Annotated in this window: 20 protein-coding genes and 2 pseudogenes; 10 read left to right on the forward strand and 12 right to left on the reverse strand. The window is 68.3% G+C overall.

Features of this window, described 5'->3' with window-relative positions; all coding sequences use genetic code 11:
• The first annotated feature begins 95 nt into the window (after window positions 1-95).
• The 6 genes from purC to purF are packed head-to-tail and all read left to right on the forward strand — an operon-like array spanning window position 96 to window position 5,999.
• Window positions 96-791, forward strand: a complete 696-nt coding sequence (gene purC / locus BS74_RS09470) for a phosphoribosylaminoimidazolesuccinocarboxamide synthase (RefSeq protein WP_038058262.1) — start codon at window positions 96-98, stop codon at window positions 789-791.
• A 2-nt stretch (window positions 792-793) separates the two neighbouring features.
• Window positions 794-1,048 (forward strand): phosphoribosylformylglycinamidine synthase subunit PurS, encoded by a 255-nt coding sequence (purS, locus tag BS74_RS09475; protein WP_038058263.1) that lies wholly within the window; start codon window positions 794-796, stop codon window positions 1,046-1,048.
• The gene (gene purQ / locus BS74_RS09480) at window positions 1,045-1,728 is read left to right on the forward strand and encodes a phosphoribosylformylglycinamidine synthase subunit PurQ (protein WP_038058265.1); all 684 of its coding nucleotides are present in this window, start codon (window positions 1,045-1,047) and stop codon (window positions 1,726-1,728) included. The genes purS and purQ overlap by 4 nt, the downstream gene beginning before the upstream one ends.
• Window positions 1,725-2,438 carry an HAD family hydrolase gene (locus BS74_RS09485; RefSeq protein WP_038058267.1) on the forward strand — a complete coding sequence of 238 codons (714 nt, stop codon included), beginning with the start codon at window positions 1,725-1,727 and terminating at the stop codon, window positions 2,436-2,438. Before purQ ends, BS74_RS09485 begins: the two co-directional genes overlap by 4 nt.
• Window positions 2,438-4,621: a phosphoribosylformylglycinamidine synthase subunit PurL gene (gene purL, locus BS74_RS09490; protein WP_038058269.1), complete on the forward strand. Its 2,184-nt coding sequence runs from the start codon at window positions 2,438-2,440 to the stop codon at window positions 4,619-4,621. The genes BS74_RS09485 and purL overlap by 1 nt, the downstream gene beginning before the upstream one ends.
• Window positions 4,608-5,999 (forward strand): amidophosphoribosyltransferase, encoded by a 1,392-nt coding sequence (purF, locus tag BS74_RS09495; protein WP_038058271.1) that lies wholly within the window; start codon window positions 4,608-4,610, stop codon window positions 5,997-5,999. Before purL ends, purF begins: the two co-directional genes overlap by 14 nt.
• 86 nt (window positions 6,000-6,085) lie before the next feature.
• Here purF and BS74_RS09500 read toward each other — a convergent pair whose 3' ends face one another.
• Window positions 6,086-6,358: a hypothetical protein gene (locus BS74_RS09500; protein WP_038058273.1), complete on the reverse strand. Its 273-nt coding sequence runs from the start codon at window positions 6,356-6,358 to the stop codon at window positions 6,086-6,088.
• A gap of 128 nt (window positions 6,359-6,486) precedes the next feature.
• Between BS74_RS09500 and glyA the strand changes: the two genes are divergently transcribed.
• Genes glyA through BS74_RS11970 form a run of 3 tightly spaced genes read left to right on the forward strand, consistent with a single transcriptional unit; the run spans window position 6,487 to window position 9,521 of the window.
• Entirely contained in the window at window positions 6,487-7,710 is a 1,224-nt protein-coding gene (glyA, locus tag BS74_RS09505) for a serine hydroxymethyltransferase (RefSeq protein WP_038058275.1), read from the forward strand.
• Between the two features lie 45 nt (window positions 7,711-7,755).
• Entirely contained in the window at window positions 7,756-9,360 is a 1,605-nt protein-coding gene (locus BS74_RS09510) for a DNA repair protein RecN (RefSeq protein ID WP_038058277.1), read from the forward strand.
• Window positions 9,357-9,521, forward strand: a complete 165-nt coding sequence (locus BS74_RS11970) for a nucleotidyl cyclase domain-containing protein (protein WP_185747721.1) — start codon at window positions 9,357-9,359, stop codon at window positions 9,519-9,521. The genes BS74_RS09510 and BS74_RS11970 overlap by 4 nt, the downstream gene beginning before the upstream one ends.
• On the opposite strand, the gene BS74_RS09515 is transcribed toward BS74_RS11970, so the two are convergent.
• From BS74_RS09515 to gmk, 5 genes are read right to left on the reverse strand one after another with little or no spacing between them, the layout of a single operon-like run.
• Window positions 9,518-10,129, reverse strand: a complete 612-nt coding sequence (locus BS74_RS09515) for a MarC family protein (RefSeq protein WP_038058279.1) — start codon at window positions 10,127-10,129, stop codon at window positions 9,518-9,520. The two genes, BS74_RS11970 and BS74_RS09515, sit on opposite strands and share 4 nt — an antisense overlap.
• 6 nt (window positions 10,130-10,135) lie before the next feature.
• Entirely contained in the window at window positions 10,136-10,612 is a 477-nt protein-coding gene (gene argR / locus BS74_RS09520) for an arginine repressor (RefSeq protein WP_038058281.1), read from the reverse strand.
• Between the two features lie 11 nt (window positions 10,613-10,623).
• Window positions 10,624-11,814 (reverse strand): bifunctional phosphopantothenoylcysteine decarboxylase/phosphopantothenate--cysteine ligase CoaBC, encoded by a 1,191-nt coding sequence (gene coaBC, locus BS74_RS09525; protein WP_038058283.1) that lies wholly within the window; start codon window positions 11,812-11,814, stop codon window positions 10,624-10,626.
• On the reverse strand, window positions 11,815-12,114 hold the full coding sequence (gene rpoZ / locus BS74_RS09530) for a DNA-directed RNA polymerase subunit omega (RefSeq protein ID WP_038058285.1): 300 nt from the start codon (window positions 12,112-12,114) through the stop codon (window positions 11,815-11,817).
• On the reverse strand, window positions 12,095-12,757 hold the full coding sequence (gene gmk, locus BS74_RS09535) for a guanylate kinase (protein ID WP_038058287.1): 663 nt from the start codon (window positions 12,755-12,757) through the stop codon (window positions 12,095-12,097). Before gmk ends, rpoZ begins: the two co-directional genes overlap by 20 nt.
• Before the next feature lie 92 nt (window positions 12,758-12,849).
• On the opposite strand from gmk, the gene BS74_RS09540 reads away from it, so the two are divergent.
• Window positions 12,850-14,277: a glycoside hydrolase family 13 protein gene (locus BS74_RS09540; protein ID WP_038058289.1), complete on the forward strand. Its 1,428-nt coding sequence runs from the start codon at window positions 12,850-12,852 to the stop codon at window positions 14,275-14,277.
• On the opposite strand, the gene BS74_RS09545 is transcribed toward BS74_RS09540, so the two are convergent.
• The 6 genes and pseudogenes from BS74_RS09545 to BS74_RS12660 form a co-directional block, all read right to left on the reverse strand.
• Window positions 14,274-14,717 carry a methylated-DNA--[protein]-cysteine S-methyltransferase gene (locus BS74_RS09545; RefSeq protein WP_152607349.1) on the reverse strand — a complete coding sequence of 148 codons (444 nt, stop codon included), beginning with the start codon at window positions 14,715-14,717 and terminating at the stop codon, window positions 14,274-14,276. The genes BS74_RS09540 and BS74_RS09545 overlap by 4 nt on opposite strands.
• Complete coding sequence (locus tag BS74_RS09550) at window positions 14,718-15,779, reverse strand: SpoIID/LytB domain-containing protein (RefSeq protein ID WP_038058291.1); 1,062 nt, start codon at window positions 15,777-15,779, stop codon at window positions 14,718-14,720.
• A 61-nt stretch (window positions 15,780-15,840) separates the two neighbouring features.
• Window positions 15,841-17,295, reverse strand: coding sequence for a bacillithiol biosynthesis cysteine-adding enzyme BshC (bshC, locus tag BS74_RS09555; protein WP_038058292.1), 1,455 nt, complete (start codon window positions 17,293-17,295; stop codon window positions 15,841-15,843).
• Between the two features lie 10 nt (window positions 17,296-17,305).
• Window positions 17,306-17,931, reverse strand: a pseudogene (locus BS74_RS13035) (Crp/Fnr family transcriptional regulator).
• Window positions 17,932-17,940: 9 nt separating this feature from the next.
• Window positions 17,941-18,764 (reverse strand): annotated as a pseudogene (locus tag BS74_RS09565) (menaquinone biosynthesis family protein).
• A gap of 5 nt (window positions 18,765-18,769) precedes the next feature.
• Window positions 18,770-21,538 carry a tetratricopeptide repeat protein gene (locus BS74_RS12660; RefSeq protein ID WP_038059145.1) on the reverse strand — a complete coding sequence of 923 codons (2,769 nt, stop codon included), beginning with the start codon at window positions 21,536-21,538 and terminating at the stop codon, window positions 18,770-18,772.
• Between the last annotated feature and the right edge of the window lie 61 nt (window positions 21,539-21,599).

The raw sequence follows: 21,599 nt of genomic DNA on the forward strand, positions 1-21,599 counted from the left end.
AGGAAAGGGGCCGCACCCCTGCCCAAGGGGCTCCCAGGCCTCCCCCCTGGCATTAAAATGAAGGCGAGGCGGGGCTAAGGTCCCTAAGGAGGCACATGGAAAAGCTCTACGAGGGCAAGGCAAAGGTTCTTTTTCCCGAGGGACCGGACACCCTTCGGGTCTACTTCAAGGACGAAGCCACGGCCTTCAACGCCAGGAAGCGGGGCATCATCCCCGGGAAAGGGGTGGTGAACAACAAGGTCTCGGCGGCCCTCTTCCGCCACCTGGAGGCCCACGGGATCAAAACCCACTTCCTGGAGGAGCTCTCCGACCGGGAGATGCGGGTGTTACGGGTGGAGATCCTCCCCCTGGAGGTCATCCTCCGCTTCCGGGCGGCGGGAAGCTTCGCCAAGCGGTACGGGGTGAAGGAGGGCACCCCCCTGAAAGCCCCCCTGGTGGAGTTCTCCCTAAAAAGCGACGCCCTGGGCGACCCCCTCATCTGCCCTGAGGCCATCCTGGCCCTGGACCTGGCCGGGGAAGAGGAGCTTTCCCAGGTGAAGGCCACCACCCTGAGGGTGGGGGAGCTGTTGCGGGATTTCTTTGCCCAAAGGGGCCTGGACCTGATTGACTTCAAGCTGGAGTTCGGCAAAAGGAATGGGGAGATCCTCCTCGCCGACGAGATCTCCCCTGATACCATGCGCCTTTGGGACCAGAGGACGGGTGAACCCATGGACAAGGACCGTTTCCGCAAAGACCTGGGGGGCGAGGCGGAGGCCTACCAGGAGGTCCTAAGGCGGGTTCTCAAGGGGTAGCCATGCCCAGGTACCAAGCCACCCTGCTCATTGAGTTAAAAGACGGCATCCTGGACCCCCAGGGCCGGGCGGTGGAAGGGGTCTTGAGGGACCTGGGCCATCCCGTGGACTCGGTGCGGGTAGGGAAGGTCCTGGAGGTGGTCTTCCCCGCGGAAACCCTCCTGGAGGCGGAGGAAAAAGCCAAGGCCATGGGCAGACTCCTCACCAACCCGGTGATGGAGGTCTTCACCCTGGAGGCCATAAAGGAACTCCCATGAAGTGGGCCATCGTCCGCTTTCCCGGCTCCAACTGCGACGAGGACGCCCGCTTCGCCTTGGAGAAGGCGGGCATCAAGGCGGCGTACGTCTGGCACACGGAAACCAGCCTAAAGGGCTTTGACGGGGTATTCCTGCCGGGAGGCTTCAGCTACGGGGATTACCTGCGGGCCGGGGCCCTGGCGGCCAAGAGCCCGGTGATGGAGGAGGTGAGGCGCTTCGCCCGGGAGGGCCGCTTGGTGATTGGGGTCTGCAACGGCTTCCAGGTGCTCACCGAGGCCGGCATCCTCCCCGGGGCCCTGCTGGCCAACCTGAACCTGCACTTCACCTGCAAGGAGGTGGGGGTGCGGGTGGAACGCACGGACCTCCCCTTCACCCGGCGCTATGGGAAGGGGCAGGTCCTGCGCCTGCCCATCGCCCATGCGGAAGGGCGGTACTACGCGGACCCCAAGACCCTTGAATGGCTGGAAGGGGAGGGGCTGGTGGTCTTCCGCTACGCCCCCTTAGGGGGGGAAGGGGATTACAACCCTAACGGAAGCCTCCGCGACATCGCCGGCATCGTGAGCGAGAAGGGCAACGTCCTCGGCATGATGCCCCACCCCGAGCGGGCGGTGGATGAGGTTTTGGGCAGTACGGACGGGCTCCCTTTGTTCCTGGGGCTTTTGGAGGAGGTAAACGCATGAAACCCAAGGCCATCACCTTTGACTTCTGGGGCACCCTCTTCACCGAGGGGCAGGCGTTTTTGGAAAAGGTCATGCCCGCCCGGTACGAGATCCTCCTGGACGCTCTTTCCGAGGCCGGGCATCCCGCGGAGGAGCACGAGGTGCGGGAGGCCTACCGCCAGGCGGCCATCGCCTTTGAGGAGGCATGGAAGGCCGGGGAGCACATGTCCGTATACGACCGGGTGGCCCGCATCTTCTCCCTCCTGGGAGCCCCCTACGACCCCGGGCTCATCGCCCTCACGGCCAGGCGGCTGGAGGAGAGCTCCCTTTTGGTGGACCTCGAGCCCCTTCCGGGGCTGGAGGTCCTGAAGGAGCTGGCCCGCAAATACCCCCTGGCCCTGGTTTCCGACACCGGCCTCACCCCGGGCCGCCTCTTGCGGGAGCACCTGAGGCGGCAGGGGCTGGACGTCTTCCAGGCCTACAGCTTCTCCGACGAGACGGGGTTCGTGAAGCCTAGGCCTGAGGCCTTCCGGGTGGCCCTCGAGGCCCTGGGGGTGGCCCCGGAGGAGGCCCTGCACGTGGGCGACCTGCCCCAGACCGATATCCGGGGGGCCTTCGCCACCGGCTACCCCTGGGCGGTGCAGTACGTGGGCTTGAGGGAGGTGAACGGGGAGGTCAAGCCCACGGCCAAGGTGAAAAGCCATCGGGAGCTCCTTCCCCTTCTGGAGTGATGGAAAGCCTGGCCCAGGAAATCGGCATCCCGGACACCGAGTACCGGGAGATGGTGAAGCGGCTGGGGCGGGAGCCCAACCGGGTGGAGCTCTTCCTCTTCAAGGTGATGTGGAGCGAGCACTGCGCCTACAAGAACTCCCGCCCCCTCTTGAAGGACCTCCCCAAGGAAGGGGAGGCGGTTTTGCAGGGACCCGGGGAAAACGCGGGCGTGGTGTGCATCGGGGAAGGCTTCGCCGTGGCCTTCAAGATAGAAAGCCATAACCACCCCTCCGCGGTGGAGCCCTTCCAGGGGGCTGCCACCGGGGTGGGGGGGATCATCCGGGACATCATGAGCATGGGGGCCCGGCCCATCGCCCTCCTGGACTCCCTGCGCTTTGGCCCTCCGGAAGACGCCCGAAGCCGCTACCTGCTCAAGGGGGTGGTTTCCGGCATCGCCCACTACGGCAACGCCATCGGGGTGCCCACGGTGGGCGGGGACCTCTACTTCCACGAGGGCTACCGGGAAAACCCCCTGGTGAACGCCATGTGCCTGGGCCTCCTCCGGGAGGAGCACCTGAGGCGGAGCCGGGCCTCCCTGGGCCGGCCCATCTACTACGCCGGGGCCAAGACGGGGCGGGACGGGATTGGGGGGGCGGCCTTCGCCAGCCGGGAGCTTTCCGAGGACAAGGAGGAGGACCGGCCGGCGGTGCAGGTGGGGGACCCCTTCCTGGGGAAGCTCCTTTTGGAGGCCACCCTCGAGGCCATCGAAAAGGACCTGGTGGAGGGCGTGCAGGACATGGGGGCGGCGGGGCTCACCAGTAGCCTCTCGGAGCTGGCCTTCAAGTCGGGCCTGGGGGTGGAACTCCACTTGGACCAGGTCCCCACCCGGGAAAGCGGCATGGGGCCCATAGAACTCCTCCTCTCGGAAAGCCAGGAGCGCATGGTCCTGGTGCCCAAGGAGGGCAAGGAAAAGGAGCTGGAGGAGGTCTTTAGGAGGTGGGGCCTGGACTGCGTGAGGGTGGCCCGCACCATCCCCGAGAGGGTCTTCCGCGTCCTTTTCCGGGGCGAGGTGGTGGCCGAGGTCCCCACCGAGGCCCTGGCGGAAGCCCCCACCTACGTGCGCCTAGCCAGGGAAGACCCCGAGATCCAAAGGCTCCGGGAGATGCCCCTTCCCCCCCTCGAGGCCAACCCCCAGGAGGTCCTCCCCAGGCTCCTCGCCTCCCCCAACCTGGCCAGCCGGGAGGCGGTCTACGAGCGCTACGACCACCAGGTGGGCACCCGCACCGCCCTCCTTCCCGGCAAGGGGGATGCGGCGGTCTTGTGGGTGAAGGGCACCAGCCTAGGCATCGCCGCCAAGGTGGACCAGAACCCCCGCTACAGCCGCCTCCATCCCCGGCTTGGCGCCATGCACGCCCTGGCCGAGGCCTGCCGCAACGTGAGCGTGGTGGGGGCAAGGCCCCTGGCCTACACCGACGGCCTAAACCTGGGAAGCCCGGAGACCCCGGAGGGCTACTTTGAGCTAAGGGAGACCATCGCGGGCCTTAGGGAGGCCAGCGAGGCCCTGGGGGTGCCGGTGGTCTCCGGAAACGTCTCCCTCTACAACGAAAGCGGGGGCCGGCGCATCCCCCCCACGGCCATGGTGGGGGTGGTGGGGGTCTTGGACATCCGCAAGCGGGCGGAGATGGGCTTTTCGCGCCCCGGGGAGGTCATCGTCCTCATGGGGGAGGAGGCGGGGGAGCTGGGGGGAAGCGAGGTGCTTTACCTCCTTGCGGGCCTCGAGGCGGGCCATCCCCCCAGGCTGGACCTGGAGCTGGAAAAGCGGGTGCAGGAGGCCATCCGGGAGCTCATCGCCTTGGGGCTCACCCGCACCGCCCACGACCTGGCGGAGGGGGGGCTTTTGGTGGCCTTGGCGGAGATGACCTTCCCCTATGGCCTGGGGGCCACGGTGGAGGTGCGCACCCCCGGCCTGGCCGCCCTCTTTGGCGAGGCCCCAAGCCGCATCCTCTTCACCGTGGCCAAGGAGGACCTCAAGGAGGCCACCTTCCGCCTGGAGGAAAGGGGTCTTCCCTACCGCATCCTAGGAGAGACCGGAGGGCACACCCTCACGGTCCTCACCCCGGAAGGGGTGCTAGAGTGGGAGGTACAAGAACTCCTCGCCGCCTGGAAGCGGCCCCTACGGGAGGTGCTGGATGGACAAGCCTAGGGAAGAGTGCGGGGTCTTGGGGCTTTGGAGCGAAGAACCCCTGGACGCCCCGGGGCTTTTGCACCTGGGCCTCCTCGCCCTCCAGCACCGGGGACAGGAGGCGGCGGGCATCGCCGTATCCGATGGCAAGGAGTTCCTGGTGGAAAAGGACCTGGGGCTCGTGCACCAGGTCTTCACCGAGGAAAGGCTTTCCCGCCTGAGGCTTCCCGAGGCACGGCTGGGCTTGGCCCACACCCGCTACTCCACCACGGGCTCCAACCTGCGCTTCAACGCCCAACCCCTCACCGCCCGCACCGCCCACGGGGTTCTGGCCATCGCCCACAACGGCAACTTCACCAACGCCAAGCCCCTCCGCGACCGGCTCCTTAAGGAAGGGGCCACCTTCCAGAGCACCTCGGACACCGAGGTGATGCTCCTCCTCCTGGCCCGCCTGGGCCACCTCCCTCTTCCCCAGGCGGCCGCCGAGGCCATGAAGGCCCTGGAAGGGGGGTATGCCATCCTCCTCATGGACCGCAGGACCCTGGTGGCCCTCCGGGATCCCCACGGGGTGCGGCCCCTGGCCATCGGAAGGCTCCCAAAGGGCTACGCCTTCGCCTCCGAGCCCCCGGCCCTGGAGCTCATCGGGGCCCGGTACCTCCGGGATGTGCGCCCGGGGGAGGTGGTCTGGGTGGAGGAGGGCGAGCTCAAAAGCCTCCAGGCCCTCCCCCCCAACCCTGCCCCTTGCGCCTTTGAGTGGATCTACTTCGCCAGGCCCGACAGCCTGCTGGACGGGGTGGAGGCCTACGAGGCCCGGGTGCGCATGGGTATGGAGCTTTTCCGGGAGGCCCCGGCGGAGGCGGACATGGTGGTACCCGTGCCCGACTCCGGCATCGGGGCCGCGGTGGGCTACGCCAAGGCCTCGGGCCTCCCCCTGGAGTACGGGCTCTACAAGAACCCCTATGCCGGCCGCACCTTCATCCAACCCACCCAGGCGCTGCGGGACCTGAAGACCCGCCTGAAGCTCTCCCCCACCTCTGCGGTGCGGGGCAAGCGGGTGGTGCTCATCGACGACTCCATCGTGCGGGGCACCACCAGCCGCCGCATCGTGGCCATGCTGAAGGAGGCCGGGGCCCGGGAGGTCCACTTCCGGGTCTCCAGCCCCCCCATCCGCTTCCCCTGCTACTACGGCATCGACACCGCCGCCCGCAAGGAGCTCATCGCCGCCGAGAAGAGCCTGGAGGAGATCCGGGCCTACATCGGGGCGGACAGCCTGGCCTTCCTTTCCGAGGAAGGGGTGAAGAAGGCCATAGGAGGCCCGGTATGCCTGGCCTGCTTCAACGGCCGCTACCCTGCGGGGGTGCCGGCGGAAGGGGAAAAACTGGCCTTGGAGATTTTCTAGGCACCGCCCCCTAGGCTTCCAGAAGCCCCGGGCTTCGCCCAGGGCCATGGGGCAAGGAAGGGTGTCGTGGCTTGAGGGCGGGGTGCTTAGCCCCTCCTGGCCATCCACCGGCTCAGGGCAAACCCCGCCCCGAGGCCCAGAAGAAGCCCCAGCAGCAAGAAAATAAAGGCGAAGGCGCCCGTGGAAGCCAGGTGCCAGCCGAAGAACCAGTAGCTGCACACCGCATACCGCTCCACCTGCACCCGGACCAGCTCCGGCAGGTCGCGGCTAGAGGTGAAGTTGATGAGGATGATGGTCAAGAGCAGAATGGCCAGGGTCAGCGCCAGCCCCCACTTCAAAATCGGAAGAGCCCTTCTCATACCCCAAGCTTACCAAGGGAAGCGCCTTCCTTAGGGCCCATCCACGAGGAAAAACCTGTCCCCAAGGGGCCTAGACCCGGGAGAGGGGGCCCTTAGCCTCACCCCCGCCCAGGCCCTATAATCAGCCTATGGTCAGGACCAGCCTGAGGGACGAGGCCCTTTTCCAGCTCATCGCCCTGGAGGAAAAGCGCCAGCGGGAAGGCCTGGAGCTCATCGCCAGCGAGAACTTCGTCTCCGCCCAGGTGCGGGAGGCGGTGGGAAGCGTCCTCACCAACAAGTATGCGGAGGGCTACCCGGGGGCCCGCTACTACGGGGGGTGCGAGGTGGTGGACCAGGTGGAAAGCCTGGCCATCGAACGGGCCAAGGCGCTCTTCGGGGCCGCCTGGGCCAACGTCCAGCCCCACTCCGGCTCCCAGGCCAACATGGCGGTGTACATGGCCCTGATGGAGCCGGGGGATACCCTGATGGGCATGGATCTGGCGGCCGGCGGCCACCTCACCCACGGCTCCAAGGTGAACTTCTCCGGGAAGCTTTACAAGGTGGTTTCCTACGGGGTCCGGCCCGACACCGAGCTCATTGACCTCGAGGAGGTGCGCCGCCTGGCCTTGGAGCACCGGCCCAAGGTGATCGTGACGGGCGCCAGCGCCTACCCCCGCTTCTGGGACTTCAAGGCCTTCCGGGAGATCGCCGAGGAGGTGGGGGCCTACCTGGTGGTGGACATGGCCCACTTCGCCGGCCTGGTGGCGGCCGGGCTCCACCCGAACCCCCTTCCCCACGCCCACGTGGTCACCAGCACCACCCACAAGACCCTGAGGGGTCCGAGGGGCGGGCTTATCCTCTCCAACGACCCTGAGCTGGGCAAAAGGATCGACAAGCTCATCTTCCCCGGCATCCAGGGCGGCCCCCTGGAACACGTGATCGCGGGGAAGGCGGTGGCCTTCTTTGAGGCCCTGCAACCCGAGTTCAAGGAGTACAGCCGCCTGGTGGTGGAAAACGCCAAGCGCCTGGCGGAGGAGCTGGCGGGGCGGGGCTACCGCATCGTCACGGGGGGCACCGACAACCACCTCTTCCTGGTGGACCTCCGCCCCAAGGGCCTCACGGGGAAGGAGGCGGAGGAAAGGCTGGATGCGGTGGGCATCACCGTCAACAAGAACGCCATCCCCTTTGACCCCAAGCCCCCCCGGGTCACCTCGGGCATCCGCATCGGCACCCCGGCCCTCACCACCCGGGGCTTCACCCCGGAGGAGATGCCCCTGGTGGCGGAGCTCATAGACCGAGCCCTCATGGAAGGCCCTTCGGAGGCCTTACGGGAGGAGGTTCGCCGGCTCGCCCTGGCCCACCCCATGCCCTGACTTCCGCACCCAGGCCCCTCCCGCCAGGGGCTTAGAATTAAGGGGATGCTAAAGCGCCTCGAGGTGCGCAACCTCGCCGTCATCCGCGAGGCCACCCTGGAGCTGGGCCCTGGGCTGAACGTCCTCACCGGGGAAACCGGGGCGGGGAAAAGCCTCCTGGTGGACGCCTTGGCCCTCCTCCTTGGGGCCAGGTCCGAAGGGCTCTTGGGGCCCTTTGGCGATAGCCTCCTGGTGACCGCCTTCCTCCAGGGTGAGGGGGAGGAGCGCATCCTTTCCCGCCGCATCGGGAGCCGCTCCACCCCGCGGATCGACGGGGAGGTGGTAAGCCTCAAGGAGCTCCAAGAGGAGGCGGAAAGGTGGCTTTCCCTTCACGCCCAGCACACCGCCATGGCCCTCCTCTCCCCCAAGCGGCAGCGGGAGCTTCTGGATGCCCTTCTGCCCCCAAGCCTCCTGGAGGGCTACGGGGAAGCCTACAGGCGACACCAGGCCCTCCTTCAGGAAAAAAGAGCCCTGGAGGAGGCCCTAAGGGCCAAGGCGGAGCGGGAGGACCTCCTCCGCTTCCAGCTTAGGGAGATCCAGGAGGCGAACCCCAGGCCCAAGGAGGATGAGGAGCTGGAGGCCGAGGCGCAAAGGCTTCGCCATCTGGAAGCCCTGAGGGAGCGCTCGGGCAAAGCCTACGCCCTCCTGGCGGAGGGGGGGGCCTTGGACCTCCTGCAGGCGGCCCTGCGGGAGCTGAGGGGGGGAAGCCGCTTTGACCCGGCCCTCGAGGCCCTGGCCCGGGACCTGGAGGCGGCGCTGGAGGGAGGCCGGGCCGTGGCCCAGGAGCTGGAGGACTACCTGGAAAGCCTGGAGGGAGACCCAGGCCGCCTGGCCCAGCTGGAGGAACGCCTTTCCCTCCTGGAGAGGCTCAAGCGCAAGTACGGGCCCACCTTGGAGGAGGTCCTGCGCTACGGGGAAAGGGCCCAGGAGGAGCTCAAGGCCCTGGAGGGAGGGGAAGAGCGGCTTTTGGCCCTGGAAAGGGCGTTGAAAGCGGCCTCGGAGGCCCTCTTGGAGGCGGGGGAGCGCCTTTCCCAAGCCCGCCTCGAGGCGGCACGCAGGCTGGAAAGGGAGATGGCGGGGGAGCTTTCCGCCTTGGGTTTTCCCAAGGCCCGCTTCCAGGTGGAACTGAAGCCCCTCCCCGAACCCGGACCCCAGGGCCTGGAAGAGGTCCAGTTCCGCTTCTCCGCCAACCCCCACCTCCCCCCCGCCCCCCTTTCCGCGGCCAGCGGGGGGGAGCTCTCCCGCATCGCCCTGGCCCTCGCCCTCCTCACCGGGGCCGAGGCCCCCACCGTGGTCTTTGACGAGGTGGACGCCGGCATAGGGGGGGAGACCGCCTGGAAGGTGGCGGAAAGGCTGGCCCGCCTGGGCCAGGTCCGGCAGGTGCTGGTGGTCACCCACCTGCCCCAGATCGCCGCCCGGGCGACAAGGCACCTGCGGGTGGCGAAGGAGGGAGAGGAGGTGCGGGTGGAGACCCTGGAGGGGGAGAAGCGGATCCGGGAACTGGCCCGCCTCCTCTCCGGCCAGTACACCGAGGCCGCCCTGGCCCACGCCCGCCTCCTTCTGGAAGGGAGCGGCCAGGCTGCCCAGGGCTGGGTGGAGGCCCAGGAATGAATCCCCCGGAGGCCGCCCGCACCGACCCCCTCACCGGCCTGGACAACCGCCGGGCCTTGGAGGAGGCCTTTCCCCTGGTCCTCCGGGAGGCCCGGAGCCTGGGGAAGCCCCATCCACCTGAAGGAGGCCTACGGGCGCATGTACCGGGCCAAGAGGGCTAAAAAAGGGCTTTAACCCCGTCGGCCACGTACTGCACCGCCAAGGCGGCCAGGAGGATCCCCAGGACCCGGGTCACCACGTTCACCCCCGTGCGCCCCAGGGCTCGGCGCACCTGGACCGCAAGCCGAAGGAACACGTAGGCCAGGGCCAGGACGAGAACCACCGTGGAAAGCACCACAGCGTAGCCCAGGGGCTCCTTCCGGGCCTCCAGGGCCAGGATGAGGACGCTGGCCAAGGCTCCAGGGCCCGCGATCAAAGGGATGGCCAGGGGAAAGACGGAGATGTCCGCCCGGAGGCGGGCCTCGTCCTTCTCCTCCTCGGTCTCCCGCTCATGGTGGGCAAACACCATCTCGGTGGCGATGCGGAAAAGGAGGATCCCCCCGGCGATGCGCAGGGCCTCGAGGCTGATCCCCAGGTACTCCAGAAGCCCCCGGCCGAAGAAGAAAAAGGAGACCATCAACCCCCCCGCCACCAACACCGCCTTCCTGGCGATCTGGGCCTGCTTCCTGGGGGGACGATCCCCGGCCAGGGCCAGGAAAACCGGCACCAGCCCCACCGGGTCCACCACCACGAAGAGGGTGAGGAAGGACTTGAGGAAAAGCTCCAGCACGAAAGCCTAGGGGCGCGCCTTTCCCGCCACGAGGAGTTCCCCGAACTCCTGCTCCAGGGCCTTGGCCCCCTCCTCGCTCCGGGCCACCACCAGGATGGTATCCTCCCCCGCCAGGGTACCCACGATCTCGTCCCGCTTGAGGCGGTCCATCAACAGGGCGATCCCCGAGGCGTGGCCCTCCGCGGTCTTCACCACCAGGATATTCTCCCCCCGGTCCACATCCTTGACAAAGAGGCCAAACTGCCGCTTCAGCTCCTCATACACGTCCTCGGGGAGCTCCACGGAGGGGAGGGCGTACTTGTGCCGCCCCTTGCCCAGGGAAACCCGGGCCAGCCTCAGCTCGGCGATGTCCCGGCTCACCGTGGCCTGGGTCACCTCAAAACCCAGTTGCTTCAGGCGTTCCACCAGCTCCTTCTGCGTGCCGATCTCCTCCCGGCTCACGATCTCCTGAATGGCGCGGTGCCGCTCCGCTTTGCTCCGCATAGACACCCCTCTTAGCCTCGCCAGAATTCTTTAACCCAATCCAGTATACGGTGGGCCACCTGCCGCTTCTTCATACGGGGAAGCTCCTGTACCCGGCCATCCCGGAGGAGGAGCACCACCTCGTTCTCCGCGCTGCCGAAACCCACCCCCTCCCGGTTCACCCAGTTGAGGACGATGAGGTCCAGGTTCTTGCGGTGGAGTTTTTCCCTGGCCCGCTCCAAGCCCTCCTTGGTTTCCATGGCAAAGCCCACCAGGACTTTGTCCCCTTTGTTCTCCCCCAGCTCCTTCAGGATGTCGGGGTTGGGAAGGAGGCGGAGGACCTTCTCCGCCGCCACCTTGGGCTCCTTCTCCCGGCTCACCTCCGCCGGGCGGTAATCGGCCACCGCCGCCGCCATCACCACCGCCTGGGCCCAAGGGTAGCGCTCCAGGATGGCCTGGCGCATCTCCAGGGCGCTTTCCACCTCCACCCTCTCCACCCCCCAGGGGGCGGGCAAGGCGGTGGGCCCGGAGACCAGGACCACCTCCGCCCCCCGATCGCGGGCGGCCTCGGCCACGGCGTAGCCCATGCGGCCTGAGGAGGGGTTGGAAAGGAAGCGCACCGGGTCCAGGTACTCCCGGGTGGGGCCGGCGGAGACCAGAAGCCTCAGGCCCTCCAGGTCCTTGGGGGTGAGGAAGGCCTCCAGCCTCTCCACAAGCTCCTCCGGCTCCAGCATCCTTCCCCACCCCTCCCCCTCCCCCACCGCCGCCAAGGGGCCGTACCCGGGGCCAAAGAGGGCGTGGCCCAGGGCCTCGAGGGTCCGGGCATGCTCCTGGGTCTTGGGGGCAAGCCACATGGCCTCGTTCATGGCCGGGGCCCAGGCCACCCGCTTGGCCCCCGCCAAGAGGGTGGCGGAGAGGAGATCGTCCGCCAGGCCCAAGGCGGCCTTGGCCATGGCATCCGCGGTGGCGGGAGCCACCAGGACCACCTCGGCCCAGCGGGCGAGCTCTATGTGCAAGGCCCGGCCATCGGGCCTGAACCAGGCCTCCTCCGTGGCCACCTCCCCCCCGGCGGCTACCGCCAGGGAAAGGGGGGTGATGAACTCCAGGGCCCTGGGGGTGGCCAGGACCCGCACCTCGTGTCCCTGGGCCCTGAGGAGGCGGAGGAGGTGGGGGGCCTTGATGGCCGCCACCCCCCCCGTCACCGCCACCAGGACCCGGGCCACCTACGCCTCCTCCTCCACCGGGTAAAGCCTCTCCATCTCCCGCTGCAGCCGGTCCTCGGGCACCAGGTTCTCCCCGAAGACCAGCCGCCCCGTGAGGAGCTCCTTCATGGCCCAGGTCACGGGGTTGGGGTCGTCAAAGAGGCCCTCGAGGGTCCGCATCTTGGGCCTCTCCTCCGGCTCCAGGACGGTGTTCTTGAAGCGGTGGCGGAGAAGCTGCTCCGCCCGCTTGGCCACCACCACGGTGAGCCGGTACTTGGAATCCACCATGCCAAAAAGCTTGTCAATCCCGGGTTCCGCCATAACTCCTCCGCAAAATCTCGTCCAACTCGGCTTCTAAGTCCTTATCCCGTTTAAGGGCCCTCTCCAAGGCGGCGCCCATCCTGGGGGTGCGCAACCTCTCCGCGGTCAGGATGGCCAGGAAATCGGCCACCGCCTCCTCCAGCACCTCGTTCACCACCACGTAATCAAAGAGGTGGGCGTTTTGGATCTCCCACTCCGCCTGCTTGAGCCGTTTCTCGATCTTCTCGGGGCTATCCTTGCCCCGGTAGACCAGGCGCCGCTTCAGCTCGGAAAGGGAAGGGGGCAGGAGGAAGATGAGGACCGCCTCGGGGACCTTGGCGCGCACCTGCAGGGCCCCCTGCACCTCGATCTCCAGAAGAACGTCCTCCCCCCGGGCCAAGGCCCGTTCCACCGGGGCCCTTGGGGTTCCGTAGAGGTGGCCCACGTACTCGGCATGCTCCAAAAACCCATCCTCCCGCAACAGGGCCTCAAAGGTGCCCCTATCCACGAAGTAGTAGTCCACCCCGTCCCGTTCCCCCGGGCGTGGGGGGCGGGTAGTCATGGAGATGGAGTAGAAGAGGCGGGTGCGTTCCAGCACCTTGGCCCGCACCGTACCCTTCCCCACCCCGCTGGCCCCGGTCATGACGAAAAGCCGCCCCCTCATACCCCTCACCCCGGGAGGATACCAGAACCCTGGGTCTGGGAACAAGGATTTTTGTGATCTAGGCACCTTCCGCCCGTGGTACACTTGGGCCCGTGGCCTGGTACGAGGGCGCCTTCTTCTATCAGATCTTTCCCGACCGTTACTTCCGGGCAGGCCCCCCGGGCAAGCCCGCCCCCAGCGGTCCCTTTGAACCCTGGGAAGCCCCGCCCACCCTGCGGGGCTTCAAGGGGGGCACCCTCTGGGGGATCGCGGAGAAAATCCCCTACCTCAAGGACCTGGGGGTGGAGGCCCTCTACCTGAACCCCATCTTCGCCTCCACCGCCAACCACCGCTACCACACCACGGACTACCTCCAGGTGGACCCCGTCCTGGGGGGGAACGCCGCCTTGCGCCACCTGCTGGAGGTGGCCCACGCCCACGGCATGCGCGTCATCCTGGACGGGGTTTTCAACCACACGGGGAGGGGGTTTTTCGCCTTCCAGCACCTTTTGGAAAACGGGGAGGCGAGCCCCTATCGGGACTGGTACCACGTGAAGGGCTTCCCCCTAAACCCCTACGGGCGGAACCCCAACTACGAGGCCTGGTGGGGCAACCCCGAGCTCCCCAAGCTCCGGGTGGAGACCCCGGCGGTGCGGGAGTACCTCCTGGAGGTGGCGGAGTACTGGATCCGCTTTGGGGCCGACGGCTGGCGGCTGGATGTACCCAACGAGATCCCGGACCCCGAGTTCTGGCGGGCCTTCCGCCGCCGGGTGAAAGGGGCCAACCCCGAGGCCTACCTCGTGGGGGAGATCTGGGAAGAGGCCGACCCCTGGCTCCAGGGGGATATGTTTGACGCCACCATGAACTACCCCCTCTCCCGGGCCATCCTGGGCTTCGTGGGAGGGGAGGCCCTGGACCAGGAGCTGGCCGCCCGGTCGGGCCTGGGGCGGGTGGAGCCCCTCCAGGCCTTGGCCTTCAGCCACCGTCTGGAAAACCTCTTCAGCCGCTACCGGGAGGAGGTGGTGCGCTCCCAGATGAACCTCCTCACCTCCCACGACACCCCCCGCCTCCTCACCCTCTTTAAGGGGAAGGTGGAGCGGGCCAGGCTCGCCCTCTCCCTCCTCTTCCTCTTGCCCGGTAACCCCACGGTCTACTACGGGGAGGAGATCGGCATGGAGGGCGGCCACGACCCGGAAAACCGCGGGGGAATGGTGTGGGAGGAGGCCCGCTGGAGGCGGGAGATCCTCGAGGCGGTCCGCCGCATGGCCCGCCTGCGCCGCGAGCACCCCCTCCTCCGCACCGCCCCCTACGGACGGATCTACGCCGCGGACGGCCACCTGGCCTTCACCCGCGGCCCCTACCTGGTGGTGGTGAACGCCAGCCCCGAGCCCTTTCGGCAGGACTTTCCCCTGCATGGGGCCCTACCCCGGGGGGCCCAGGCGGTGGACCTGCTCTCCGGTAGCCTCTGCACCCCCATGGGGGGCAGGCTTTGCGGCCCCGAGCTTCCGCCCTTTTCCGTGGCGGTCTGGACCGAGGTCTAAAGGGCCCCTTCAAAGCGGAGGAGCCAAAGCTTTAGCCCCTCCTGCCCGGCGAAGCCCCCAAGCCGGCCATCCTGGTGGATGACCCGGTGGGCGGGCACCAGGAGGAAGAAGGGAGAGGCCCGAAGCCCCGCCCCCACCGCCCGGGGGGAAAGCCCCAGTTCCCGGGCGAGGGCCCCGTAGCTCGTGGTCTTGCCGTAGGGGATGCGGCGTACCCTCTCGTAAAGGCGGATGCGCTCCGGGGAAAGCCCGCTATAGTCTAGGGGGATGTCCAAAAAGTCCGGGCGTTTTCCGGCGAAGTAGGCGGCGAGGCTTTCCCGCACCCTTTCGGCCAAGGGACCTTGCGCCTCCTTGCCCCGGGGAAAAAGGGCGGGCTCTAGGCACGCCACCCCCACGGGGGAAACCGCCAGCCAAAGGGGGCCTAGGGGGGTGGAAAGGAGCACCTAGGGCACCCCCGCCAGGAGGAGCTCGGAGAGGAAGGTGCCGGGGAAGTAGTGGCCCAGGATCTCCCGGTGGTCAAAGCCCGCCTCCGCCATCCCCTTGGCCCCCCACTGGGAAAGCCCCACCCCGTGCCCCGCCCCCCGGCCCACCGCCTCAAAGCCTTGGAACTCGGCCAAGGCGGAGGGAAGGCCCATGAGGCGGAGGAGGCGCTGGGCCTCCGGACCCCATACCTCCACCCCCATAAGCCGCACCCGCCAGGCCCGGCCCGAGGGGCTACGCTCCAACACCTGGGGCGCCTCCTCCCCTTTAGGGGTGTAGCCCAAGGCCCTGAGGGCCTGCTCCGCCGCCTCCTTGGACACGGAAACCCGCCAGGCGCTCTTGGGCCCCTTGGCGTAGGGGTCGGGCCGGGGGCGGAGGTAGGGAAGAGCCTTTTGGAACACCTCCTCGCTCCCCGCCGTCATGCCTCCAGAGTCGGCGTGGTACAGGGCGGAGATGGCCTTGCCCCCGTAGCTCAGGACCTGGCCACGGGTGGCGGCCACCGCCTGGGCGTGCTTGGGCTTCTCGGCGGCGAAGCCCAGGTAGACCTGGCAGAGCTCGCTCGCGCAGAGGTCGTAGGGCGCCTTGGGGTTCAGGCGGTTCACGGCGAAGGTGCGGGCCAGGACCGCCTGGGCCTTCAGGGCCTCCAGGGGAAAGCCCTCGGGCATCTCCCCCGGTAGGACCCCGAGGAGGTAGTCCTCCAGGAGGACCAAGTTGATCACAAGGAGCTTGCCTCCCTGGGCGAGAAGCCGCACCCCACCCCGGTAAGGGCGGCCCTCGAGGCGGAAATAGGGCCCGGGGAACTCCCAAAAGGGCTGGACCTTGCCCTCCACCCAGACCCCCTGGGCCTCCCCCCGGGCCCGCACCGTTCCCTGGCCCTCCGGCAGGAGGAGGGAGACCTCCTGCCCCTCCGGCACCTCCTTCAGGAGCACCCTGAGGAGCAGGTCCCCCCCTTGGCCGCGGGAAGGCAGGAGCCACAAGGGAAAAAGGAGGCAGAAGAGAAGGAGGCCCTTTAACCCGTACCGCATACCGCGCCCCCATCCTACCACGGGGGGAGCCCCCCAAAGGCCTTGGGCCCGGCCTCGGCCCTCAGCCCAAAACCAGGGTGGCCCTTCCCAGGATGGGGGCCTCCTCAAGCCTTTGGAGGGCTTCCGGATGGCGCAAGGCGTACATGGCGAAGGGGTAAACCCGTTCCTGAGGCAGGCCCCTCGGCAAAAGGTGCCGCCTGAGGCGCTCCAGATGGTGGAGGAGGACCGCATCCCGCCCCATGCGGGCGCGGAGAAGCTTCTTCAAAAGCCTTTCCCCCTCCCCCCTGAGCCGGGCCTGGAAGCGGCGGAAGGGCCTTTCCAAGGTGGGCTCCAGGGCGCGGGCCTTCTGGCCCAGGGCCTCCACCCCCTCCAAGAGGTGGGAGAGCTCCGCCTCGAGGTCCCCAAACCCCTCCAGCACCCCCTTGACCGCCTCCAGGAAGGCATCCTCCCCCCCTTCCACGAACGCCCAGGGGTCCAGGCGGTACCCCTGCACAATGCGGTGGATGGGGGGCTCCAAAACCAAAGCCCCCAGGCGGAGAAACAAGGCGGGCATGGGGATGCGGTAAAGGGCGTAGACCCCGGAGAGCTCGGCCACATACCGGAACTCGTTGGGGCCCACCACAAAGCCTGCCGTGGGCAAAACCAGGTCCTGGAACACCGGCCTTAGACCCGCGGCCGGGGTGAGGCGGCTGGGATCAGTCCGCAGGATCTCCAGAAGCTCCCCTTTGCTATAGCGCCGCACCCCGTCGGTAAAGGCCCCTTCCTGGTAAAAAAGGAGCCTTCTTTGATCTGTTTCCAGAAAAAGATTGGTGGCCCCCGGTTTGCGCTTCAAGGGAGGCTTGCCCCCTAGGGCACGGATGCGCTCCGCCTCCCGGTTGATGGCCCCGGCGCTGGCCAGGGGATCCTCCAGCTCCCGCTCCACGGCCTCCTGAAAGAGGAAGGCCAGCTCCTCGGCCATGGGGTCAAAGGGGATGAGGCCCCGCTCCCCCAGGAAGGCCAAGAGGGTGCGGGCGAAAAACTCGGCCAGGGTTTCCCCCTCCAGGGCGTAAGCCACCCGGGGGTCCCGGGACCAAGGCCCCAGGAACTCCGCCACCGCCTGCCGGTAGGGGGCAAGGGGGATCCGCCCCGCGGGCAGGGGAGGCAGGGGTAGGGATAGGGAGCGCACCTCCTCCTCCACCAGGAGATGGAGATGGCGCACCTCCTCCACGTCATGGTCCTGGGAGGCCACCCAGAAGACGGGCGCCGCCCCCACCCTTGCTGCCAGGCCCAAGGCGGTGTGGGCCTTGTAGAAGGTGAGGGCGGGCCCCCCCAGAAGCCCCGCCTGCTGGCCCGTGACCACCGCACCCCGCCCCAGGCCCTCGAGGGCGGCCAAGGCCTCCCGCGGAGCCTGGAGGCGCTTCAGGTAGGCGGCAAGCGCCGAGGAGAGACGGGGATGACCCTCCCGGCCCAGGCGCTCTTTAAGGGCCTCTTCCCCCTGGGGTAGGCCCAAAAGGTGGGCCAGGACCTGGGTTTCCATGCCTCAAAGCCTAAAGCGCCTCGGCCAGGCGGGCAAGGGCCTCGGGCTCCCGGACCTCCACCCGGCGGTAACCCAGGTCCACCAGGCCCGAAAGGGCCCACTCCCCTAGGAGCTTGGTCACGGTCTCCCGGGTGGCCCCCACCATGCGGGCCAGGTCCTGGTGGGAAAAGGCCACCTCCCCCGCCCGGCCCAGTTTGAGGAGAAGCCGGGCCAAGCGCTGGCTCACGGAGAGGTGGTGCAACTCCCAAAGCCGCTCCTCCGCCTCCTTCAGCCGGGCGTAGAGGACCTCCAGGAGGAAGCGCTCCACCTCGGGAAAGCGCGCCCGCAAGGAGTCCAGGCCTTCCCGGGGAGCGAAGAGGAGCTCGGCGTAGGTCAAGGCGGTGGCCCCGGAGGTGCGCCTATTCCCCCCCACCAGGGCCTCCTCCCCAAAAAGCCCCCGGGCCCCACCACCCCCAAGGTGGCGGGCTCCCCTTCCGCCGAACGGGGCCCCTCCAGCCAGATCAGCCCTTCCCGCACCAGGTACACCCCATCCACCCGCTGCCCCGGGGCGTAGAGGGGGGCGCCCCGCAAGACCCTTTTGGGCTGGAACACCCTGGCCGCCTCCCGCCGGGCCTCGAGGGAAAGTTCCTGGAACATGCCCCGAGTCTACAGGAAGAGGGGAGCCGGGGACGGAGGTAGAAGCCCCCGGGCCTCGGCCTCGGCGAAGAGCCTCTCCACCGCCTTTTCCCCCTCCTCGCCCACGTCCAGGCTGAACCCGTTCACATAGGTCCTCACGTGGGCCCAGATGACCTCCTCCGAAAGCTCCTGGGCGTGGGCCTTCAGGTAGGGGAGGGTTTCCTCGGGGTGGGCCCAGGCGTACTCCAGGCTCCGCCGCACCGCTTCATCCAGGGCCCGGATGAGCCCCTCCCCCAGGTCCCGCCGGGCCAGGATGGCCCCCAGGGGCAGGGGCAGGCCCGTCTCCCCCTCCCACCACTCCCCCAGGTCCAGAAGCCTCACCAACCCGTACTGGGGGTAGGTGAAGCGGCTTTCGTGGATGATGAGGCCCGCCTCCACCTCCCCCTGGGCCACCAGGGGCAGGATTTGGTCGTAGCGGACCTCCACGGGCTCAAACCCCTCCGCATACAGGGATAGGAGCAAAAAGGCGGTGGTGTTCCGCCCGGGGATGGCCACCCTAGCCCCCTCGAGGCGCTTTAGGGGCCTCTTGGCCACCACCAAAGGGCCCACGCCCCTGCCCAAGGCCCCCCGCTCCGCAGGGCCACGTACCGGTCCCTAACCCTCCCATAGGCGGCATAGGAGAGCTTGGTGAGGGGAAGCCTCCCCTCCAGGGCCCAGCGGTTTAGGGTCTCCACGTCCTCCAAAACCTCCTCCACCGGAAGGGGGCTCGCCACCCGGCCGTGGGTCAGGGCGTAAAAGATGAAGGTGTCGTTGGGGCAAGGCGAATAGCCCAGCCGCAAAACCTGCGCTTCCATGAAACCTACTGTACCCCCTTGAGGGCCCGCTTAAACAGCTCGGGGGCAAAGGCCTTGAGGGCCCTGAGAAACCCCGTGGCCCCCCGGGCCCGCCCGGGGATCACATGGACCGGAACCCCCAGGCGCTCCGCCTCGAGGCGCACGGGCTCGGAGAAGTCGTGGCCCACGTAGCTGGAGACGATCATGAGGCCATGGGCCTTTTCCAGGCGGTTCTGGATCCGCCTTAGGGCCTCCTTCCCCACCCCCGCGGTATCCGCATCAAACCAGTCCACCCTGAGGCCCCGGGCCTCGAGGAGGGGCACAAGCCGGCTTCTCAGCTGGGTGTGCCCACCCACCACCAGAAGGTGCTCCCCGTGGAACTGGGGGAGGCCCTCCTGCAAAAGCTCCTCCTTGGTCTCGGGCAGGGCTTTGGGGCTTTCCCCCAGGGCCTCCAGGCCCCGGCTCACCGCCTTAAGCTCCTCCAGGTACAGGGAGAGGCTCTCGTCGTGGGGCCTGAGGAAGAGGAGGTTACGGAGCACCTCCCGGGCAAGCTCCAGGTCCTTCTCCCGGTAAAGCGCCACCTCCAGGGCCTTCTGCCACTGCTCCGCCGCCTGCCGCCAGTCCCCTTTGGCCTCGTAGTGCTCCGCCAGATCAAAGAGCACCTCCAGGGCCTGGGGGTGGGCCCTCAGTTCCTCCAGCAGAAGCCGCTCCACCTCCTCCCCCCGCCCCTCGGCGTAAAGGGCCGCCAGGTACTGCCCCCGCACCGCCTCCGCCTCGGGGCTTTCCCGAAAGGCGCGGGAAAGGCGGTAGGCCATGGCCAGAAGCTCCAAGGGAGGCCTGGGGGTACGGCCTAGGGCCTGGTAGAGGACGTTAAAGGCCGCCCAGGGGCCCTCCAGCCTCTCCACCAGGGAGAGCAAGCCCATGAGGTCGGCCTCGGCCACCTCGGCAAGCCCCGCATCCCGGGCCCGGGAAAGGAGCTCCCGCGCCAGGACCTCCTCTCCCCCCTTCAAGGCCTCCTGGGCCAGCTGGAAAAGGTAGGGGGCGGGGTAGGCCCTAAGGGCGTGGGCCCGCTTGTGGTCCCCCAGGACCTCCCGCAGGGGCCGCCTCAGGGCCCGCTTCACCTGGGCCAGGTGGTGGTAGGCCAGGCCCGCCACCTCCCCCTCCCCCCGCTCTGCGGAGCGCTCCAAAAGGCGGAGGGCCTCGGCATACCGCCCCTCCCGCTCCCTCAGCATCCCCAAAAGGAGCAGGGCCTCGGGGATTTCCGCCCGGGCCAAGGCCTCGGTGAGATAGGGTTCCACGGACTTGAGGTCGTCCAAGGGCCGCACCTCCAAGGGGGAGCGCACCCGGAGGGCCACCAGGGCCAGCCCCAGGAAGCCCTCGGCCTCGTCCAGGTCCGCCAGCCTGCGGGCGTACCGCTCCGCCCGGGCAAAAAGCCCCTGGATCAGGGCCGCCTTCAGGCCAAGCCGGAGCATCTCCCGGGTCAGGAGGCCGGGGGCGAGGTCCTCCACGAACTCCGCCCGGCGGCTTACCTCCGCCCACTCCCCTTCCCGGGCAAAGCGGCGCATGCGCTCGGTGATCCTTTCCAAGGCCTCCCGCACGTACCCTTCCGCCTCGGGCAGGCCCGATTCCACAAACTGCCTGAGGGCGTCCGCATACCGGCCCAGGCTCAGGTAGACCCGGCCCAGGTAGAGCCGGTAGCGGCCGCCCCGGCCTGCCAGGGCCTCGAGGCGGGGCCTGGCCCGCTCGTACTCCCCAAGCTCCACCAAAACCATGGCCCTCAGGTCCTCCGCCTCCTCGGAAAGGGCCCGCCTCAGGACCTCCTCCGCCTCGGCGTAGCGGGAAAGGGCAAAAAGGGCCCGTCCCCTGAGGCAGGCCGCCTCCCCTTCCACCCCCTCGGGCAGATGGGCCAACACCTCCGCATACCGCCCCGCGGCCAGAAGCTCCCGCACCTCGGCGAGATCCCGCGCCTGGGCCAAAACGGGAACCCGCAAGGGGGCCTCCTCCGGAGGGGCCTCCGCCTCCCAGGCCTCCTCCTGGACCGCCAGCACCTCGGGCCTCCTGGCCAACACCAAAAAATACTCCCCCTCCCCCACCCGCTCCACCTGGTAAAACCCCAGCCGCCGCAACCCCTCCTCCACCCCTTCCGGGCTCTTGCCCAGGAAGGGCCCGTGGCCGTAAACCAAAAGCCCACCGGGCTGCAAAAGCCGGGCGAAGCGGGGAAGGCGCTCAAAGAAAGCGAATTGCTTCCAAAAAGAAGGGGCCTCCAGGCGGCTTTCCAGCCCCTGGTCCACCAAGCCCTCGGGGAAGACGGAAAGGAGGAGCAGGGTGTCAAAGGGGGGAAGCTCCGCCTCCTCCGCCCAGGCGGCGTGCCAGACCACCTCCGGCACCCGTTTTTTACCCAGCTCCACCGCCTCCTCCACCCCCTCCAAGGCGTGGAAGGAAAGCTCGGGCCGCTTCCTTTGCAAATAGCCCACCAAGGCCCCCGTGAAGGCCCCCACCTCCAAAACCCGCCCCTCGAGGCGGGAGGGCACCTCCCGGGCGTAAAACTCCAAGAAGGGGAGGTGCATGCCGTAGACCAGGGCCTCCCCCTTGGGCACCCGGAGGATCTCCCGGTAAAAACTTCGCACCGCCTCCCTCCCCCCACCCGAGAGGTAGGCCCGCCAGGCCCTGAGGACCGGCTCCCGCTTGGCGGGGCTCCCCACCCGCTTGGCCAACTCCGCCTCAAAACGCCCTGGGGACACCGGCCCCAGGACGGCAAACCGCTCCTTCAGGTATAGCCTTAGCTCATCGGGCATTTGCCGGCAGTCTACCAAAGGGTAGGGGGGTTGGTCCAGCAAAGACCCCCCGCCCGGGCAT

Origin of the sequence: Thermus amyloliquefaciens (assembly GCF_000744885.1) — a bacterium.
GTDB classification, from domain to species: Bacteria; Deinococcota; Deinococci; order Deinococcales; family Thermaceae; genus Thermus; species Thermus amyloliquefaciens.

Bases quoted from the DNA above. Each gene is read 5' to 3' on its own strand.
- purC (WP_038058262.1), top strand. From the start codon at position 96: ATGGAAAAGCTCTACGAGGGCAAGGCAAAGGTTCTTTTTCCCGAGGGA.
- purS (WP_038058263.1), top strand. From the start codon at position 794: ATGCCCAGGTACCAAGCCACCCTGCTCATTGAGTTAAAAGACGGCATC.
- purQ (WP_038058265.1), top strand. From the start codon at position 1,045: ATGAAGTGGGCCATCGTCCGCTTTCCCGGCTCCAACTGCGACGAGGAC.
- BS74_RS09485 (WP_038058267.1), top strand. From the start codon at position 1,725: ATGAAACCCAAGGCCATCACCTTTGACTTCTGGGGCACCCTCTTCACC.
- purL (WP_038058269.1), top strand. From the start codon at position 2,438: ATGGAAAGCCTGGCCCAGGAAATCGGCATCCCGGACACCGAGTACCGG.
- purF (WP_038058271.1), top strand. From the start codon at position 4,608: ATGGACAAGCCTAGGGAAGAGTGCGGGGTCTTGGGGCTTTGGAGCGAA.
- BS74_RS09500 (WP_038058273.1), bottom strand. From the start codon at position 6,358: ATGAGAAGGGCTCTTCCGATTTTGAAGTGGGGGCTGGCGCTGACCCTG.
- glyA (WP_038058275.1), top strand. From the start codon at position 6,487: ATGGTCAGGACCAGCCTGAGGGACGAGGCCCTTTTCCAGCTCATCGCC.
- BS74_RS09510 (WP_038058277.1), top strand. From the start codon at position 7,756: ATGCTAAAGCGCCTCGAGGTGCGCAACCTCGCCGTCATCCGCGAGGCC.
- BS74_RS11970 (WP_185747721.1), top strand. From the start codon at position 9,357: ATGAATCCCCCGGAGGCCGCCCGCACCGACCCCCTCACCGGCCTGGAC.
- argR (WP_038058281.1), bottom strand. From the start codon at position 10,612: ATGCGGAGCAAAGCGGAGCGGCACCGCGCCATTCAGGAGATCGTGAGC.
- rpoZ (WP_038058285.1), bottom strand. From the start codon at position 12,114: ATGGCGGAACCCGGGATTGACAAGCTTTTTGGCATGGTGGATTCCAAG.
- gmk (WP_038058287.1), bottom strand. From the start codon at position 12,757: ATGAGGGGGCGGCTTTTCGTCATGACCGGGGCCAGCGGGGTGGGGAAG.
- BS74_RS09550 (WP_038058291.1), bottom strand. From the start codon at position 15,779: ATGCGGTACGGGTTAAAGGGCCTCCTTCTCTTCTGCCTCCTTTTTCCC.
- bshC (WP_038058292.1), bottom strand. From the start codon at position 17,295: ATGGAAACCCAGGTCCTGGCCCACCTTTTGGGCCTACCCCAGGGGGAA.
- BS74_RS12660 (WP_038059145.1), bottom strand. From the start codon at position 21,538: ATGCCCGATGAGCTAAGGCTATACCTGAAGGAGCGGTTTGCCGTCCTG.